Raw genomic sequence first — 17,126 nt, 5'->3', positions numbered from 1 at the left:
CATGCTTGACAACGCCGTGGCGGTCCCGCCCGCGCCGACCCCCCTGCTGCGAAACCCGTCCTTCGTCCGGCTCTGGACCGGCACGATGGCCTCCGGCGTGGCGACGTGGGCACTTCCGTTCATCCTCGGTCTGGCAGTCCTCGACCGGTCGCTGACCGGGGTCGGGCTCGGAGTCCTCCTGGCCACGCGCACGGTGGGTTTTCTCGCCGCAGTGCCGGTCGGCGGTGTGCTGGCCGACCGGTACTCCCGAAGGCAGACGGTGCTCTGGTCCGGGCTGATGGCCGCCCTCGCCGCACCCGTCATGGCGATGAGTCTGGATCGGTCACTGTTGGTGGCCGCAGCCGCAGCGTTCGTGATGGGCGCTGGGCAGGGCGCGTGCCGCCCGGCTTTCCAGGCACTGACCGCCGAGGTGGTCGCCGAGCCACAGAGGCAGAAGGCCAACGCCGCGATCACCCTCGCGGTCCGGGTCACCACCCTGGTGGCGCCGACGCTCACCGCGCTGCTCGCCGTGGTTGTCTCCACCCCGGTGCTGCTGTGGGGCGTCGGCGCCCTGTGGTTGGCGGCCGCGCTGACCCCACCCGCCGGAAACGGCTCGCCCGAACCCCCCACCACCAGGCCGAACATCCTGGCCGACTTCGCCGATGGAGTCCGTGAGGCCCGTAGGCATCCCTGGTTCGTCGCTGGCCTTGCCGCGTTGACCGCGGTGATCGCCACCGGGTACTCGGCCACCTTTGTGGTCCTGCCTCTGGTCAGCCGAGACCGCTATGGCAGCGAGGCCGTGCTGGCGGCCGCGATGACCACCTACACGATCGGTGCCCTCGTCGGCGCCATGATGATTGCCAGATGGCGACCCCGGGCCCAGGGCTGGTCCGCGCTGGCCGGGCTTGCGCTCTACGGGCTCGTGCCGCTGAGCCTGCTGCTGCCGGTGCATTCCGCAGTGATCTTCGCCGCGTATGTGCTCGCCGGCATTGGCATCGAACTGTTCAACGTTCCCTGGTTCACCGCCACCCAGCGCGAGGTCGAGCCCACCAAACTCGCCCGGGTGTCCTCACTTGACTTCCTGCTCTCCTACGGACTCGCGCCGGTCGGTCTTGCGCTCATCGCACCCGCCATCGATCAGTTCGGCGCAACCACGGTTCTGGCGGTCTGCGCGGTGGTGTGCTTTGCCGCCCCAGCGGCTGCGGCGTTGGCCCCCTCGTCCCGAGGTTTCACAGTGCGTCAAGAGGAGCCGAACGCATGATTACCGCAGACAAGGCATATACTGGCAGTAGTGATCAATTCCGGCGCCACAAGGCGGGTGCGCGGCCCCCACATGCTTAGAAGACCCCCCACGCCCGCACTGCGGAGTTCCTTCGCGCCGTCATCCGGCCCGCGGAGGACTAGGCAACGCCCCCCAGCGGCTGTGTGGTTAGCGGCTGCTCACGCACGCCGGCCGCGCCCACGTCACCACCCACCTCGCCGACTACCGGCGCATCTACACCGAGATCCCCGCCGACGACCTCATCGCCCCCGCACCGACGGCCGAGCTATGCCAGACACAATCCCCATTCTGACCGGCGTCCTGCTCCCCGCCACCACCGCAACCACGCGGCCCGGCACCGGCAATTGGCGAGCTGATCGAGCAGTGGCTGATCGAGTACGGCTCACGGAACACCCGCGACGCCTACCGCCGGGACCTGGCCGTCTGGCTCGGCTTCTGCCAGGCGTCCAACCTAGACCCGGTCCACGACCCGACCCGAACCCATGCCGCCGCCTGGCTGCGAGTGCTCGAAGCCAAGCACGAACACGGCGGCACCCACGCTCGCCGGCTGGCCGCCGTTTCCGCCTGGTACCGCTGGCTGATCAATACCAAGCGCCGGCCCGCCGAGGCCGGCAACCCCGGCCGACCTCGATGCACGCGTCAAGCCCAAGATGATGCCGCTCGCGTCCGCCGCCGCGCTCACCCGCGAGGAGGCCCAGGCACTGCTCGCCGCCGCCGACCGCGACACCGCAGGCGCCCGTCACCGCACCCCGGCCGTCGTCGCACTGCTCCTCTACTGCGGACTCCGTGTATCCGAGTTGTGCGAGGCCGACGTCGGCCAACTCGCACACGAGCGCGGCCACCGCGTGCTCCGGTTCGTCGGTAAGGGCGACCAGCCAAGACTTGTTCCCCTGCCGTACGCCGTCACCCGCCGCCTCGCGCGGACTGCGGCGGGCACCGCGGTACGCAGCACCAACGGGTCAGCCCAGCGGCCGCTTGAGGTGGTAGCGGTGCACCTCGGTGCTGCCCTGCACGTTGTTCACGTCCTCGGCGGCCGAGACCAGCTCCCAGCCCTCCCGGCCGACCCGGTTGAGGTGCGCGATCGCCGTGTCGCCGTACGCGGTCACGTCGGTGCGCGACCCGTCCGGGGCGTACCAGACGAACGACACGTGGAAGTTGCTGCCCTGCCCCTGATAGCGGCGGACCAGCAACGCGTACTCCCACGCAACCATCCGTCCATTATCTACGGACGGCTGTCCCGCCGGAAACACGGGTGGTGACGTAACGACGACACCGCGGTGTCACGCCGGGGCGGGCAGGGCGGCCAGCTCGGCCCGGGTGGGCGGGTCCGCGCCCCGCCGTCCGCAGGTCCACGCTGCCACGCGCGCGGCGTCGCCGAGCACGGCGGCGAGCGTCTCGGGTCCGGCGGCCCGCAGCGCGGGACGCCGGGCGGCGCCGAGCAGGTCCCGCGCCCGCAGCGCGGACAGCAGTCCGGCGGTGAACGCGTCACCCGCGCCGACCGTGTCCACCACGGTCACCCGTGGGGCGGCCACCCGGATTTCCTCCCGCGCGGTGACGGCCAGCGCCCCCTCCGCTCCGAGGGTGACCACGACGAGGCTGGCCCCGAGCGCCAACCACTCCCGCGCCACCCGCTCCGACGACCGTCCCGGGTGCAGCCAGTCCAGGTCCTCCCGGCTGACCTTGACCAGGTCCGAGATCGCAACCAGTTCCTCGACGCGCCGCCGGGCCCGCGCCGCGTCGCCGGTCAGCGACGGACGGCAGTTCGGGTCGAAGCTGATCATCGTGGTCGCCCGCCGCTCCCGGGCCAGTGCCAGCACGTCGCCGGCGCCCGGTTCGAGGACGGTGGCGAGCGACCCGGTGTGCAGGCACGCACTTCCGCTGGCCACCGCGCCGATGTCGGGGAAGGACCGCCAGTCGATGGCGAAGTCGTACCGGGCCTGCCCGTCGGCGCCCAACTGGGTCCGGGCCACGCTGGTGCGCGGCAGGTCCGACACCGACGCCGGATCCAGCCGTACGCCGCTGCCGGCCAGGTGGGCGCGGAGCAGCCGCCCGTACGCGTCGTCACCGAGCTGGGTGAGGAGGGTGGTGGGTTCGCCGAGGCGGGCGAGCGCGACCGCGACGTTCGCCGGGCTCCCACCCGGGTACGCGATCGCCTCGCCCGTCGGCTCCTCGATCAGGTCCACCAGGCTCTCGCCGACAACCGTGATCAACGTTGCTCCCTTCCCGGGCCGCGGGCCCGGTCGCGTCGGCGGCGGGTCAGCCCGCCTGCCGGCCCGGCGTCTCTTCGAGCGTGGTCGCGCCGGTCATGATGGCCACGGCCTCGGGCATGGTGTGCGACGCCGGGGTCACCATCCCGGCACAGCGGCCCAGCCGCTGGATGTGGATCCGGTCGGCCACCTCGAACACGTGCGGCATGTTGTGGCTGATGAGGATGACCGGCAACCCTCGGGTACGCAGCTCCTCGATCATCCGGAGCACCTGGTTGGACTCCTTGACACCGAGCGCCGCGGTGGGCTCGTCGAGCACGATCACCTTGCTGCCGAAGGCCGCGGCCCGGGCCACCGCGACCGCCTGGCGCTGGCCACCCGAGAGGGTTTCGACCGCCTGCGCCACGTTCTGCAACGTGCCGATCCCGAGTTCCGCGAGGGCCTGTTCCGCGTCCCGGCGCATCCCCTTCTGGTCGAGCATCCGGAACACCGAACCGAGCACACCCCGCCGGCGCTTCTCCCGGCCGAGGAAGAGGTTGCTCGCGATGTCCAGCGCCGGCGCCACGGCGAGGGTCTGGTAGACGGTCTCGATCCCGGCGTCCCGGGCGTCCTGGGGGCGCTTGAACTGCACCGGCCTCCCCTCCAGGAACAGTTCGCCGGCGTCGGGGGTCAGCGCTCCGGTCAGGCACTTGATCAGCGTGGACTTCCCGGCGCCGTTGTCTCCGATGACGGCGAGCACCTCGCCCGGGTACAGGTTCAGGTCCACCCCGTCCAGGCCCACGACCTTGCCGAACGTCTTGACCAGGCCCCGGGCCGACAGCACCGGCGTACGCTGCCCGCTGTCCGCGCTGCCTGGCCGCCCGGCGGGGGTCTGCGTGGTGGTGGCGGTCATGACTTCACCTTCCTGATCCACTGGTCGACGGCCACGGCGAGGATCACCAGCACGCCCACGGCGAGGACGCGGTACTGGTCGTCGACCCCCGCCAGGGAGAGGCCGCTACGGAAGAAGCCGACGATCAGCGCGCCGAGCAGGGTGCCGAGCACGGCGCCCCGGCCGCCGAAGAGGCTGGTGCCGCCGATGACGACGGCGGTGATGCTCTCCAGGTTGGCGTCGGTGATGGCGTTCGGGCTGGCCGCGCCGGCGCGTCCGATGAGGATCCAGGCGGTGAGGCCGTAGATGGCGCCGGCGACGAGGTAGACGCTCAGCAGGACCCGGTCGACCCGGATGCCGGCGAGCCGGGCCGCCTCCTTGTCGTCCCCGACCGCGTAGACGTGCCGCCCCCAGGCGGTCTTGGCGAGGGCGAACCCGACGGCCAGGTAGAGCAGGAGCACCATGATCACGCCGACGGTGATCCGGAACCGGCCGACCGGGAAGGTCTCCCCGGTCCAGCTCAGCACCGCGGGCAGGTCGGTGCCCTGCACGCTGCGCCCCTCGGAGTAGAGGAGCCCGACGGCGGTGAAGACGCTGAGCGTGCCGAGGGTGACGATGAAGGGCGGCAGTTTCAGCCGGGTCACCAGCCCGCCGTTGAGCGCGCCGGCCGCGGCGCCCACCACGACGGCCAGCACGATGGCGAGCAGGCCCGGCAGCCCCTGCCCGACGGCGATCTTGGCGCCCAGCATCATCGCCAGGATGGTGATCGCGCCGACCGACAGGTCGATGCCCGCGGTCAGGATGATCAGTGTCTGCCCGACGGCAAGCGCGCCGATGACGGCCACCTGCTGGAACACGAGCGAGAGCGAGTTCGGCGAGGCGAAGCGGGGGTTGAGGGTGGCGAAGACGACGAACGAGATGACGAGGACGAGGAACGGGCTGATCGCGGGGTGGGCGTGCAGGACGTGCTGCACGCGTTGCAGTGGCGAGTGCCGGCGCAGCGCGAACTCCTGCGCGGCGGTCGTCGGTGTGGTGGCGGTCATCGCGGGCTCCCTGCCAGTGTCGGCGGTGACGGACGGGGTGCCGGGGCGAGGGCGCGGGGTGGATGCCCCCGCCCCCGCCCGCGGCCGGTGGCTCAGCCCCAGCAGCGCTGGGCGCCGTCGGTGCTGGTGATGCTCTCGACCCCGGTGGCGGTCTTGTCGGTGACCAGGGCGACGCCGGTGTCGAAGAAGTCGAGACCGTCGGTGACCTTCGGCTTCTCCCCGCCGGTGGCGATCTTCTTGATCGCCTGCACGCCCAGCTCGGCCATCTTCAGCGGGTACTGCTGGGAGGTGGCGCCGATGACGCCGCCCTTGACCTGCTTCACGCCGTCGCAGCCGCCGTCGACGGAGACGACCAGGACGTCCTTCTTCCCGGCCGCCTGCAGCGCCTTGTGCGCGCCGACCGCGGCCGGCTCGTTGATGGTGTAGACGACGTTGATGCCCGGGTTCCTGGTGAGGCAGTTCTCCATCGCGGTCCGGCCGCCGTCCTCGGCGCCGTTGGTCGGCTCGTTGCAGGCGATCGTGTAGCTGCCGCCGGAGTAGCTGCCGGTCTTCGCCTCGTCGCCGTTCTTCTTCTTGTCGGCCGTGTCGATGCCCATGCCGGTCAGGAAGCCCTGGTCGCGGTCGTAGTCGACGGAGACGATCTTGTCGTTGAACAGGTCCAGCAGGGCGATGGTGGCCGGCTTGCCGCCGAGCTGGGCCGCCGTCCACTTGCCGATCAGCTCGCCGGCCTTGAAGTTGTCGGTGGCGAAGGTGATGTCCACGGTGTCCGCCGGGTCCGGCGGGGTGTCCAGGGCGATGACGTAGATTCCGGCGTCGCGCGCCTTCTTGATGGCGGGGTTGACGCCGGGGCCGTTCGGCGTGATGAGGATGCCGGCGTCGCCCCGGGCGATGGCGTCCTCGATCGCCTGCACCTGGCTGGCTTCGTCGCCGTCCTCCTTGCCGGCAACCAGGGTCAGCTTGACGCCTTCGGTCTCGGCGGCTTTCTTGGCGCCGTTCTGCATGGCGACGAAGAAGGGGTTGGTGGAGTTCTTGGTGATCAGGGAGACGGCGACGGTCTTGCCGCCGGAGGCGTCGTCGCCGGAGCTGTCACCGCATCCGCTGACGACCAGGACAGTCGCCGCGGCGGCGGCGAGCAGCATGGCGGCGCGGCGGCGGCCGGTGCGCTGGATCATATGTGCTCCCTCGGGGGTCCCATGGTCCTGCCGTGGCAGATACTGACAACGATGTCAGCGCAGTTTCCGAGGTGTTGACCGCCGATGTCAATAAGTTGAGCACGAGTTTTCAGGAGCAGTACGCAACCCGGCCGCAACTCTTGACAACGATGTCAGCAGCCTCGACGATGCCCCTGCACGTACCGGCCGGACGGCGTGGCCAGCGGGCCGATACCGTGTCGGTCGATCACCGTCGGTCGGTGGCCACGGCGTTCCGGTGGCCGCCCGCCACACCCGTCCGGTAGGAGCGCCCATGCACAGTGCCGCCTCCGCCGCGCCGTCCGAGGGCCGGGCCCGGCCCACCCTCCGCGACGTCGCCCAGCTCGCCGGCGTGAGCCCGAAGACCGTCTCCCGGGTGGTCAACGGTGAGGCGGGCGTCTCCGCGCCGAAGACCGCCGCGGTGCGGCGGGCGATCGCGCAGCTGGACTACCGGCCGAACTTCACCGCGAGCAGCCTGCGGCGCGCCAACGGCCGCAGCGCGGCCATCGCCGCGGTCCTGGAGGACCTGGCCAACCCGTTCTCCGCCGCCCTGCACCGGGCGCTGGAGGACGTCGCGCGGGAACGGGGCGTGCTCATCTTCGCCGGCAGCGTCGACGAGAGCCCGGAGCGGGAGCGGGAACTGGTCCACGCCTTCACCATGCGGCAGGCCGACGCCCTGGTCGTCGTGCCGGCCAGCGACGACCAGAGCTACCTCGCCGGCGAGGTCAGCTCCGGCACCCCGGTGGTGTTCGTCGACCGGCCGCCGATCGGCCTCCCGGCCGACGCCGTGCTCACCGACAACCACGAAGGCGCCGCGACCGCCGTCCACCACCTCGTCGCGCACGGGCACCGGCACGTCGCCTACCTGGGCGACCTGCAGACGATCGCCACCGCCCGCCAGCGCTTCCAGGGCTTCCGCGAGGCCCTCGCCGAGCACGGCATCCGGCCGGCCGGCGTCGTCCACGACCTGCACACCGAGCGCGAGTCGGTGGAGGCGGCACGCCGGCTACTCACCGCCGACGCCCCACCCACCGCGCTGTTCACCTCGCAGAACCTGGTCACCGTCGGCGCCATCCGCGCCCTCCAGCAGCTCGGCTGGCAGGACCGGGTCGCCCTGGTGGGCTTCGACGACTTCCCCCTCGCCGACCTGCTCCAACCGGCCGTCACGGTGATCGCGCAGGACGCGGCCGAGATGGGCCGGGTGGCCGCGTCACTGATCTTCCGGCGGCTGGACGGCGAGCGGTGGCCGCCCCGCACCCACCTGGTCCCGTCCCGGCTGATCCCCCGCGGCTCCGGCGAGATCAGGGGACCGCATCCGGGCTGACGAACCCGGCGTGGGCCAGCTCGTCGGTGACCAGCGCGGCGAGCCGGTCCAGCCCGAGGTCGATCTGGTCCGGGGTCACCGCGCTGACCGACAGCCGCAGGGCGTTCACCGTCGCGCCGTCGTCGTAGAAGTGCGTCATCGGGGTCCACAGCACCCCGTACTCGCGGGCGGAGCGGTGCAGCAACGCGGCGTCCGCGCGATCAGCTTCGGTATCCCCGGCGCCACCGACGAACTCACCGCGGACGTCGACCGCAGCCACATCTCCCCCGCCGGCTCGCCCGGATGATCCTCACCAGCCCCGACAACCTCAAGCCCAAGCATCGAGATCCTCTGGCACGGCTCACCGCAGCCCGCCCCGAGATGACCCACCTGGCCGCCGCCATCGAGGGCTTCGCCGAACTCCTGACGCCCCAGCCGGGAAACGCCGACCTGCTCTCACTCTGGACCGCCCGAATCCGCGCGGCCGATCCACCTCATCTGCACGCCTTCACCCGAGGCCTGCAACGCGACCGCGACGCCGTGAACGCCGCGCTCACGCTTGCCTACAGCAACGGCCCCACCGAAGGCGTCAACACCAAGACCAAACGGATCGCACGCCAGATGCACGGACGAGCAGGCTTCACCCTGCTCCGCCACCGCATCCTCCTCGGATAGCAGTACTTTTCGTCACCACCGAATGTGAGACAGGGCCGTTAGCTTGACACTCCCCGTCACCCTCGCCACGGCCGACCAACTGTTCCTCACCCAACTACGGACCACACACGCAAAAGCAACGGGGCAGACCTGAGCCTCTACACCGTTCTACGGCAACTGCAGTACCTACTCGCGACCTGGCTCGGGTTCTGCCTCCTCTGCCACCAGCTCGCCCCAACCTAACAAAGCACTACTGACCGATCTTCACAGCAGCAGGTCACGGCAACGGCCGGCGTTTTGGCACACACCGTTGATGGCTTGGGCGACGGCGCCCAGCAGAGACAAGGTCAGTGACAGGTGGGTCGGTAGGCGTGAGCCGGCAACCAGGAGTACGGCACGTGACGCGCCCACTCCTCCTCGCTGAGTCCCCGTCCGACGATGGTGCAGACGTACCGACTCAGATCGGCATCGACCTTCGCCGCGGTCTCCCGCAGTTTGTCTGTTTCGAGGAGCAGCACGGAATCTCGGTGCAGCACAGCGATCCGCCCGGTGCCGATCGCTATGTCGCGCACCGACCCCCACCGGTCGTCGAAGGTGAACAGGCGCTGTCCTTCGGCGTCGTAGACCCGGAGCGACGAACCCACAACGGCCGCCTGCCCGGTGCTTCCGCTCAGGCTCGCGGCCCAGGCGTCGTCGCTGTCCGCAAGCGTGCGTGGCGCCGTCGTCGCCGCCTCGTCGGTCGGCCACACCACCAGTTCGGTGTCCGGGCCGGGCCGCTCCAGGGCCCTACGGCCATCGTCGCTGAGCCTCAGCCACCTTTTCTGTCCCCCCGGCGGCTCACCGCGCGGGCGGTTTGGCCGCGCGGCGGGAGCGCCCGTCCGCCAGTGCCACCGCCGTACCGTCGCGTCCTGGTCGATCGTGGTCACGATGTCGCCGTCGATGCCGACATCGACGGTGGCTTCCGACGTCGATATCCGTCCGGCCTCGGACGGAGCATCGCCCGCCAGCCGCCAGACAGTTACCGCGCCGCCGGCGTGCAGGGTGGCCAGGAAATCACCGGCCGGCGCGAAGTTGGCCGCGGCGACCGGGATGAACGGATCACCGGGCATCGGTACCGGATTACGGACGGCCCCTTGGGGGTCGATCCGCCACAGCGTCGCGCGACCGTTCGTGTCTACGGTGGCCAAGCGTTCGCCGTGTCGGCTGATCACCAGCCGCCGGGTCGAGGCGGCCACGATTGAGACAGGGGCCTGGATACCCTGTAGCAGCGCCGCCGCCTGTAGGGCCTCCCGTGCCCATGAGTTGGTTGGTTGGAGGCTCACCGAGGCGTGCAGCAGCCGCAGCGCGGTGATGGGGTCGCGGTCGCGCAGTTGAACGGCGTCTTGGGCCACCTTCTCGGCCGCGTCGCCGATCAGCCGGTCCTGCGACTTGTCCACGCCCGCCCAGGTCGCCACCACGAGCAGCAGGACCGGGAGGGCGGCGGCGAGCCGTCCGGCCCAGGTTCGAAGCGGTCCGGGTGTCGTGCCGGCTGGCCGCCCGGGTGAGATCGGCTCCGGTGTCGGAGCCGACAGGTCGGAGGTGGAAGCAGGCAGTTCCGACGCCGGAACGGAGGCGTCACGCTTCTCCGGTGCTCGGTCCCTCCGCCACGGTGAGTGGCGCGGTACCGCGACCGGTGCGCCGGCGTATGGCCGTTGTCGGGCGAAGTGGTCCTGGAGCAGAGCGTGGCGGAACTGGTAGACCGAACCGGCCTGGCGCAGTATTTCGCGGTTGTGCGCGTCGCCGAGGAAGCGCATCAGCCGCCACGGCAGCCGGCCTCGCGCGGCGAGCCAGATCCGAGCCGCCTGATAGCACACCTGGCTCGGCACCGCAGCGGTCGCGGTGACCAGGCCAAGCGACACGACAACGGCGGCGCCGTACACCAGCGCCGAGTCGATCACGTTGATGGCACCGGACGAGTCGGCCGCGAGGAGTCCGGTGACTGGCGCGCCGAGCACCAGCCCGACACCGACGCAGACGGCGGTGAAGGCGGTGCGGTCATTGCGCAGGACCGAGTGGGGGGTAACCGCCGACTCCTCGTCCACCACCGACTGCATCAGCCGTCCCAGCGCCAGCGGCACGCCGATCGCCGCGATCCCCACACCGCCGGCGCCGATCAGCGTGAGCAGGACCCGAGATCCCGGCGTACCACCGAAGCCCGAGTCGCTGGCCCAGTCCGCGGCGAACGGCATCCCGACCGCCACGCCGGCGAGGAATCCGACCACGAGCCTGGTGACGACATCCCGGCCAAGGAGCCTGCGCGGCCGCAGCGACCACTGGCGCGGGGCGGTGGAGTCCGCCCTGCGCAGCCCGCTCGCGATACCGGCCAGTACGGCGGCGGAAACCAATATCACGAACCCGAAGTCCTGCCAAACGCCGCGAGAGCTGTCGGTGGCAGTGGCGATGAAGACCGGCGCGCTGACAGCCACCACCACGCAGACGTCTCGCAGCGCCTGGCCCACTTGCGCCATCCGGTCGCGCCGGTGTGGAAGGCCCCGCGCGGCGCCCGCGTTACGCGCCGCGGTCAACCCCACCACCAGGCCGACGACCAACGCGAACGAGACGACGACCCCGCCGAGGCCGCGTGTCAGCTCACTCCGCAGCTCATCGCTGTGCAGCGACAGCGCGACGAGCAGGGAAGCGGTGAACAGGCCGGCGCCCACGCCGGCGACGGCGCCGATGCCCGCCCGAGGTACCGAGGCGGCGAGCTGCCACCACGCCAGATCCGGCGACCCGCCGAGCCGGTACCGCAGGTGGTTGGCCAGGAACGCCAGCCAAGCGGTGACCCGCTCGGGCCGGTAACGCGGCCGCCCCGGTCGGCGCGGCGGGGTACCCAGCGGCGCGAGCCGTCTCCCCTGTTGTTCGCGCGACGCGCCGTGGGACACGGGTGGCTGGTCGCTGTAGACGGTGGGAACGACGCGCGCCATCAGTGCGCCGCCGAGCAACTCAGGCGAGTCCGAGCGGCGAGCCAACTCGGGTAGTTCCGCCGGGTCGGTGCCGCTGCCCGGCGCGCAGACCGATCGAACAATTGTGATCATGAGCGGATTCGACAGCGTCTTCGCCAGGTTGCCCTGCGGATACCGACGCAGATGTGCCGCGACCGGATCCCAACGGTACGAGCCGGCCGGCTCGGACCCGGTGAGGAAGGCCAGGGCACTAGCGGGCCCGACCGGTTCGATCTCGATCACCGCCGCGCGGCTCAGGGCGGTGCCGGCCCAACCGATCGCGGCCTCGTAGTCGACACTGCGGCAGGTGACGACGAGGCCGGCGGCACCGACCGCGCGGTTCAGGGCGGCGATGGCGGAAGGGATCAGCGCCGCGGGCATCTCGTCCAATCCGTCCAGCACCGGCAGGATCCTGTTGTCACGCACCAGCCGCAACGCCGCTTGCGGGCCGTAGGCGTCGGCGTCCCTGAGCCCCGGGTACTCCACTTCGAGCCGCCTGGCCAGCCAGGTGTGCAGATGCTCCTGCCGTGGATTCCAGCCGGCCAGCGGCAGCAGGACCGGCACCGCGTCCGCCGGCCCGCGCCGGGCCAGTTCCGCCAGCACGAAAAGGATCGCCAGCACGCTCTTGCCCGCGCCCGGATCACCGAGGACGACCAACTGACGCGCGGGTAGGCGCCGTACCATGTCCGCCACCTTGGTCAGGTCACCGGCCAGCTTCAGCCGCAGCGGCCGGCCAGCCACCGCATCCTGCGACCCCAGGACAGAATCGGCGGGGGCGCTGACCGGCCGGCCGGTACTCGACCACCGCAGGCTGATCGGGCGCGGGTCGCGTAGCCCGCGTACGCCTGTCTCGTCCTCCCACTGCCGGCTGACCAATCTCGCCAGCCGGCCTGCGGCCCGGTGAAGCAACTCCTCCTCGGCAGGTAGCCGCTCACGACCCAGCCAGATCGCGACCGCTATCCCCGCCAACCCCACCATGACGCTCGCGATGCTTGCGTACATGTCGGCTCTCGCCAGGCCCTGAGCATCGACGAGGAGAACAGCGCCGCCGCACAGGGCCAGCGCGAGGCCGAACGCGCCGAGGGCGACGGGCCACCTTCGCGGTACGACACCATGATGCGACACAGCGCGATTATCGACGAGCGGTCCTCGCTACTGGACGCGTACTGTCGATGATCTTACCGCCTCAACCTCAAACTCCAGCCATGGTCCCGAACGGCGGCTGTCGTATTAGAGGCCGCTTCATCGCCGCGGCAGGTGAGCGAGGAACACCGCGTGCGCCGCCCGGCTGACCGGGCACAACAACAGCGGGGATGACCGACGAACTGGCGCGTGACGCCGCAACTCTAACACCCAGCCTGCCACTACGAGCAGCGCCGGGCTCCGTCTTGAAACGTTCTGGCGGTGGTCAAGCATACTTGACCACCGCTACGTCATATGGTGCACACATGATACGTACCGGTGTCCGAGGGGCGATCGATACCGTAACCCACAGGAAACGATGTCGATAACGGAGATCGCCATTAGCCCCTGATCGACAAGCGGCCGAAGTCGCGGTGGGGTGGTGAGCGTCGAGATCCGCGACGACCTGCACGTACTGCCCGCACACGTGCTTCTTGCCGGAGAACAGTCCGTGGTAGGACTCGCGTTCGCCGACCGGGGCGACGAACCCGTCGACCAGGACACCTTCGCGGCGGGTCTGCTCCAGGCGCTGGTCGACCTCGGGGCGGGTGACCCAGCGCAGGATCGGCTGCAGGATCTGGTGATAGCGGGTGATCGTGGCCTGCGAACAGCCGAACACCTCAGCCAGGACCTCGTCAGGCATGTTGTGCCAGAGCCCGAACAGCACCGCGATCACCGCCGTGGGCAGCGGTAACACGTGCGGACGTCCGACCGGTGGTTTCTCCCACTCGTGGCCTTCGATCTCCCGGACCCGGTCGATCAGGTCGGCGAGCCGGTCCGTCGGGAGTCCTGTCATACTTTCACAGCGCAGCGGGCCCTCAATCAACTTCCTCACAAAGGCTGATCTATCGGATCCCAGCCGCCGCGTCCACTCCGGACACTCGATCCGAGTCACGACCACCCCCAGACCTCACTCAACGTGACATCCATGGACGTCTACCGACTTTTGAATGGCCCTCCGGGCCGTGCCCGTCGCTACGCTCCGACGATTCCTTGGTCGTCGAGCCGGGCCGGCAGGCCGAAGGTCGCGAAGATCTCGGGGTCCTGGAACACCGATGTCCGGCTGATGCCCTCGGCGGTGACGGTGAAGACCTGGAGCGTGTGCAGCTCGTATGCGTCCTCGACGCGCCGGTAAGCGGCGAACCCGGCCTGGCCGTTGGCCGCGACCGCCTTGAGGACCCAGTCCCTTCCGGCCTGTTCGAAGACCTACTCCATGAAGACGACGTAGTTGTCGGGGCCGGCGAACCAGTTGAGCATCGGCGGCATCTCCATGAGTACGTCCTCGGTGAGCAGCCGCTTGAGCCCCTTGACATCGGCGTTCTCGAACACCTTCATGTAGCGCTCGACCCTGGCCCGCTGTTCGGGTGCGGGCGGCTCGCTGAGTGAGTCGTGCCGACCCCAGCCTCCCTCACCCGGGTGCGAGCCCGCTGCAGAGAACTGTTCACTGACACGACGGTGCCGAGGATGTCCGCGGCCTCGGACGCAGAGAACCTGAGCACGTCACGCAGGATCAGTGCGCCGCGCTGGCGTGCCGACAGGTGTTGCAGGACGGCAGCGAACGCCAGCCGTAGGCTGCTGCGGTCGATCACGGCTCCGGCCGGATCGCCCGCGTCCAGCAACGAGTCCGGCAACGGCTGGAGCCATGCGTCGTCCGTGCGCCGCTGCGTCCAGGATCACCGGGGCCGCAGTTCGCGCTGGTAGTGGAGGGCCGCCGGCGGGTGCTCCCACACCCCCGGGGCGCCTTCGACCACGACCGGGATCGCCTGGATCATCGGTGCGGCGATGGCGTAGAAGCCGGGTGAGGTGGGGTCGTTGTCCCCATACTGGACCCGGTTGTCGCGGGTCGACACGCTGGCGACCACCGTGGTGCGCAGCGAGGGGCGCCCTTCGATCTCGATGTACCAGCAGGTGTCCGCCGTCGCCTCGGGGGGCTTGAGGTCCGCGCCGCAGTAGAAGACGCCTTCCGAACGATAGAACTCCTTGCCGTCGCTGATCCCCGACATCTGGATCACCCGGCCGCCGAGCGTTCCGGCCAGGATGGGCGGACCGTTAGGCCGCTCGATGTCCGCGGGGGCGACGAGCTTCACGCTGCTCGTCTCCACGGAGTCCAGCACCACCCCCATGTGGCGGGCGACGTTGCGGATGGACACGGAATGGTATCGCTCCAACCCGGTCATCAGATACTCCTCGCCCATGGCCGCCTGGTCGAGGGGTTTGCCGAAGCCGAACTGGTCGAACAGGCCGCTGCCCACCCAATCAGAGCGCCAGATCTCCTTCATCGTGATGTGCTCCACGTCGCTGCACAGTCCGGACAGCGTCGTGACCAACCGCTCGCCGATGAAGTCGCCGTTCACCCCGGTCGCGTACAGCGTCGCCCCGCCGGCCTTCGACAGGCGCTCGAAGCGTTCCAGCGCGCCGTCGTCGCGGTAGCGCAGGCCCTCGTAGGCGAGGGAGGTGACGACGTTGATCCCGGCCTGCAGGAACAGCAGGATCTCCTCGTCGGTCTGCTTCCAGTCGACCGGGTCCAACGGCGCGTACAGCACCACGTCCGGATGCGCCTCGACGAGCGCTGCAGGGTCGTCGGTGACCCGCACCCCCAGCGGGCCCATCCCGAGAACCTCGCCCACGTCCCGGCCCACCTTCTCCGCCCGGGACCCCAGGGCGCCGACGAGTTCGAGTGAATCGAGCCTGACGATCTCCCTGATCGCGGCTGCGCCGACCTGGCCTATTCCCCACACCGCTACCCGATACGGATCACGCATTTTTTCCTCCACTCACCTGTTGTTGAATGACATGCGGGACATTGCGAACCGGCATGACGGGATCCGGACATCAGATGGAATCCGGACCGAAAAGATCCCTGAGACCTGCGGTGAACGCCGTCGGCGCCAGCGGAGTCCTTAAGGCTCCGGCCCCGTCATATTCCCATCGGACCGGCGTATCGGAGTTCTCCGGAATTGCCCTGTTGCACTGCTTCCGGCCACCGGACTGCACTGGCGCGAAGGGGTACGGCTCGGCTCCGATACTAGGCAACCAGGAAGAAGAGTCCCGAGTCGTACCGCCGTACGGTCCAAACCGACCGGTTTCCACCACCTTAGGAGCGCACATGACGACCACCGAGACGAACCTGCAGGCCGAGCTCGTCGGCCGGGCGACGGAACTCGTTCCGCTGATCCGCAAGCAGGCCGCGTGGCAGGAGGAGCACCGGGTCATGCACGACGACGTGCTCCAGGCGGTGGTCGACGCCGGCCTGATGAAGATGCGGATCCCGCTCCGCTACGGCGGCTATGAGGCGGACGTGCGCACCGTGTGCACCGTGCTCTCCGAACTCTCCCGCGGTGACGGCTCCGTCGGCTGGATCGCCGCCACGATGTCCATCGGCGCCTGGCTGACCGGACTGTTCCCGGACGAGGTCCAGGACGAGGTCTTCGCCGACCCGGACGTCCGGCTCGGCGGCAGCATCAGCCCGAACGGCATCGCCGTCCCGACCGACGGCGGCGTGATCCTCAACGGCAAGTGGCCGTTCAGCACCGGCGTCCTGCAGAGCCAGTGGTTCGTCCACGCCGCCCTGCTGGCCGACGAGGACGGCAGCCGCACCCCGGTCATCATCCTCGTCCCGGTGTCCGACATGACGATCGTCGACGACTGGTTCACCGCGGGCCTGCGCGGTACAGGGAGCGTGACGACTGTCACCAACGATCTGTTCGTCCCCGCGGCGCGCGTCCTGCCGATGACCCCGGTGATCCGCTACGGCCAGCACCGCTCGCTGCTCAACGCCGACTCCCGGATGTGGAAGTGCCCGTTCTCGCCGATCGCCTCCGCGACCACCAGCGCGGTCCCGCTGGGCATGGTCCAGGCCGCGCGCGAGTTCTTCTTCGAGCGGCTGCCCACCCGGAAGATCACATACACCGACTACAAGCGCCAAATCGACGCCCCGCTCACCCACCTCCAGACGGCGGAGGCCGCCGTGAAGATCGACGAGGCCGAGTTCCACGTGCGCCGCGCGGCCGAGCGCTTGGACTCCAAGAGCCTAAGCGGCGAGCCCTGGACGCTGCTAGAGCGGGGCCTTGCACGGGTGGAGATGGGCGCGGCGTGCCTGCGCGCCAAGGAGGCCGTGGACGTCCTCAAAACCGCCAGCGGCGGATCCTCCATCTACTCCGACGTTCCGATCCAGCGCATCGAGCGGGACATCCAGACCATCGCCCTGCACGGGGTTCTGCACCCGAACACCAACTTCGAGCTCTACGGCCGCATCCTGTGCGGCCTGGAGCCCAACACGCACCTGATCTAGTGTCGCGTAATTGAGGTGTTTTACGTGGCTTGGTGTTACCTCGTGGTGATCGACTCTGGCTCGTGGCGTTGACGCAGCAGCAGCGGACTGAGCTGTCCGGTCTGGTCGGTGACCGGAGGGTGGACGCGGTGGTGGCGGGGCAG

General features: G+C 69.9%; 13 protein-coding genes and 4 pseudogenes. 6 read left to right on the top strand and 11 right to left on the bottom strand.

All coding sequences use genetic code 11. The annotated features are described in order from the left end of the window. The first annotated feature begins 1 nt into the window (after position 1). From E1258_RS05400 to E1258_RS35705, 3 genes and pseudogenes are all read left to right on the top strand, one after another. Entirely contained in the window at positions 2–1,240 is a 1,239-nt protein-coding gene (locus tag E1258_RS05400) for an MFS transporter (protein WP_132397373.1), read from the top strand. Between the two features lie 364 nt (positions 1,241–1,604). Beyond that, positions 1,605–1,787 (top strand): annotated as a pseudogene (locus tag E1258_RS35710) (site-specific integrase); the annotation flags it as partial. A gap of 124 nt (positions 1,788–1,911) precedes the next feature. Next, positions 1,912–2,133, top strand: a pseudogene (locus E1258_RS35705) (tyrosine-type recombinase/integrase); the annotation flags it as partial. Between the two features lie 87 nt (positions 2,134–2,220). Here the strand turns inward: E1258_RS35705 and E1258_RS33850 are convergent. The 5 genes from E1258_RS33850 to E1258_RS05370 form a co-directional block, all read right to left on the bottom strand. Next, positions 2,221–2,472, bottom strand: coding sequence for a hypothetical protein (locus tag E1258_RS33850; protein ID WP_207919419.1), 252 nt, complete (start codon positions 2,470–2,472; stop codon positions 2,221–2,223). A gap of 69 nt (positions 2,473–2,541) precedes the next feature. Next, a complete protein-coding gene (locus tag E1258_RS05385; RefSeq protein ID WP_132397369.1) occupies positions 2,542–3,471 on the bottom strand; it encodes a carbohydrate kinase in 930 nt (309 codons plus the stop codon). A gap of 46 nt (positions 3,472–3,517) precedes the next feature. Further along, a complete protein-coding gene (locus E1258_RS05380) occupies positions 3,518–4,360 on the bottom strand; it encodes an ATP-binding cassette domain-containing protein (RefSeq protein WP_132397367.1) in 843 nt (280 codons plus the stop codon). After that, positions 4,357–5,382 carry an ABC transporter permease gene (locus E1258_RS05375; RefSeq protein ID WP_132397365.1) on the bottom strand — a complete coding sequence of 342 codons (1,026 nt, stop codon included), beginning with the start codon at positions 5,380–5,382 and terminating at the stop codon, positions 4,357–4,359. The genes E1258_RS05380 and E1258_RS05375 overlap by 4 nt, the downstream gene beginning before the upstream one ends. 92 nt (positions 5,383–5,474) lie before the next feature. Continuing rightward, the gene (locus E1258_RS05370) at positions 5,475–6,554 is read right to left on the bottom strand and encodes a substrate-binding domain-containing protein (RefSeq protein WP_132397363.1); all 1,080 of its coding nucleotides are present in this window, start codon (positions 6,552–6,554) and stop codon (positions 5,475–5,477) included. Between the two features lie 292 nt (positions 6,555–6,846). On the opposite strand from E1258_RS05370, the gene E1258_RS05365 reads away from it, so the two are divergent. Next, entirely contained in the window at positions 6,847–7,896 is a 1,050-nt protein-coding gene (locus E1258_RS05365) for a LacI family DNA-binding transcriptional regulator (protein WP_132397361.1), read from the top strand. Here the strand turns inward: E1258_RS05365 and E1258_RS05360 are convergent. After that, a pseudogene (locus E1258_RS05360) lies at positions 7,874–8,089 on the bottom strand (PLP-dependent aminotransferase family protein); the annotation flags it as partial. The gene E1258_RS05365 and the pseudogene E1258_RS05360 overlap by 23 nt on opposite strands. A 45-nt stretch (positions 8,090–8,134) precedes the next feature. Between E1258_RS05360 and E1258_RS05355 the strand changes: the two are divergent. Beyond that, positions 8,135–8,550: pseudogene (locus E1258_RS05355) on the top strand (transposase); the annotation flags it as partial. Between the two features lie 326 nt (positions 8,551–8,876). On the opposite strand, the gene E1258_RS05350 reads toward E1258_RS05355, so the two are convergent. The 5 genes from E1258_RS05350 to E1258_RS05335 form a co-directional block, all read right to left on the bottom strand. Then, positions 8,877–12,635, bottom strand: a complete 3,759-nt coding sequence (locus tag E1258_RS05350) for a hypothetical protein (RefSeq protein ID WP_132397359.1) — start codon at positions 12,633–12,635, stop codon at positions 8,877–8,879. 283 nt (positions 12,636–12,918) lie between these two features. Then, positions 12,919–13,488, bottom strand: coding sequence for a transposase family protein (locus E1258_RS05345; RefSeq protein WP_243715208.1), 570 nt, complete (start codon positions 13,486–13,488; stop codon positions 12,919–12,921). 410 nt (positions 13,489–13,898) lie between these two features. Further along, entirely contained in the window at positions 13,899–14,027 is a 129-nt protein-coding gene (locus E1258_RS35360; protein WP_256370959.1) for a hypothetical protein, read from the bottom strand. Further along, positions 14,024–14,281, bottom strand: a complete 258-nt coding sequence (locus E1258_RS35700) for a sigma factor-like helix-turn-helix DNA-binding protein (protein WP_371688572.1) — start codon at positions 14,279–14,281, stop codon at positions 14,024–14,026. Before E1258_RS35700 ends, E1258_RS35360 begins: the two co-directional genes overlap by 4 nt. Before the next feature lie 84 nt (positions 14,282–14,365). Further along, positions 14,366–15,454, bottom strand: a complete 1,089-nt coding sequence (locus E1258_RS05335; protein ID WP_132397357.1) for a hypothetical protein — start codon at positions 15,452–15,454, stop codon at positions 14,366–14,368. A gap of 344 nt (positions 15,455–15,798) precedes the next feature. On the opposite strand from E1258_RS05335, the gene E1258_RS05330 reads away from it, so the two are divergent. Then, positions 15,799–16,983, top strand: a complete 1,185-nt coding sequence (locus tag E1258_RS05330; protein WP_132397355.1) for an acyl-CoA dehydrogenase family protein — start codon at positions 15,799–15,801, stop codon at positions 16,981–16,983. The last annotated feature ends 143 nt before the right edge of the window (positions 16,984–17,126 follow it).

Origin of the sequence: Micromonospora sp. KC207, from assembly GCF_004348615.1 — a bacterium.
GTDB lineage: Bacteria > Actinomycetota > Actinomycetes > Mycobacteriales > Micromonosporaceae > Micromonospora.
Note: the sequence above shows the minus strand (reverse complement) of the source record. Positions and strands in the feature narration are given on the sequence as shown.

What these genes read in the sequence shown, in the direction of transcription:
- E1258_RS05400 (WP_132397373.1), top strand. Translation starts at nt 2, where the DNA reads ATGCTTGACAACGCCGTGGCGGTCCCGCCCGCGCCGACCCCCCTGCTG.
- E1258_RS05330 (WP_132397355.1), top strand. Translation starts at nt 15,799, where the DNA reads ATGACGACCACCGAGACGAACCTGCAGGCCGAGCTCGTCGGCCGGGCG.
- E1258_RS05370 (WP_132397363.1), bottom strand. Translation starts at nt 6,554, where the DNA reads ATGATCCAGCGCACCGGCCGCCGCCGCGCCGCCATGCTGCTCGCCGCC.
- E1258_RS05345 (WP_243715208.1), bottom strand. Translation starts at nt 13,488, where the DNA reads ATGACAGGACTCCCGACGGACCGGCTCGCCGACCTGATCGACCGGGTC.
- E1258_RS05380 (WP_132397367.1), bottom strand. Translation starts at nt 4,360, where the DNA reads ATGACCGCCACCACCACGCAGACCCCCGCCGGGCGGCCAGGCAGCGCG.
- E1258_RS05375 (WP_132397365.1), bottom strand. Translation starts at nt 5,382, where the DNA reads ATGACCGCCACCACACCGACGACCGCCGCGCAGGAGTTCGCGCTGCGC.
- E1258_RS35360 (WP_256370959.1), bottom strand. Translation starts at nt 14,027, where the DNA reads ATGAAGGTGTTCGAGAACGCCGATGTCAAGGGGCTCAAGCGGCTGCTC.
- E1258_RS05335 (WP_132397357.1), bottom strand. Translation starts at nt 15,454, where the DNA reads ATGCGTGATCCGTATCGGGTAGCGGTGTGGGGAATAGGCCAGGTCGGC.
- E1258_RS05365 (WP_132397361.1), top strand. Translation starts at nt 6,847, where the DNA reads ATGCACAGTGCCGCCTCCGCCGCGCCGTCCGAGGGCCGGGCCCGGCCC.
- E1258_RS33850 (WP_207919419.1), bottom strand. Translation starts at nt 2,472, where the DNA reads ATGGTTGCGTGGGAGTACGCGTTGCTGGTCCGCCGCTATCAGGGGCAG.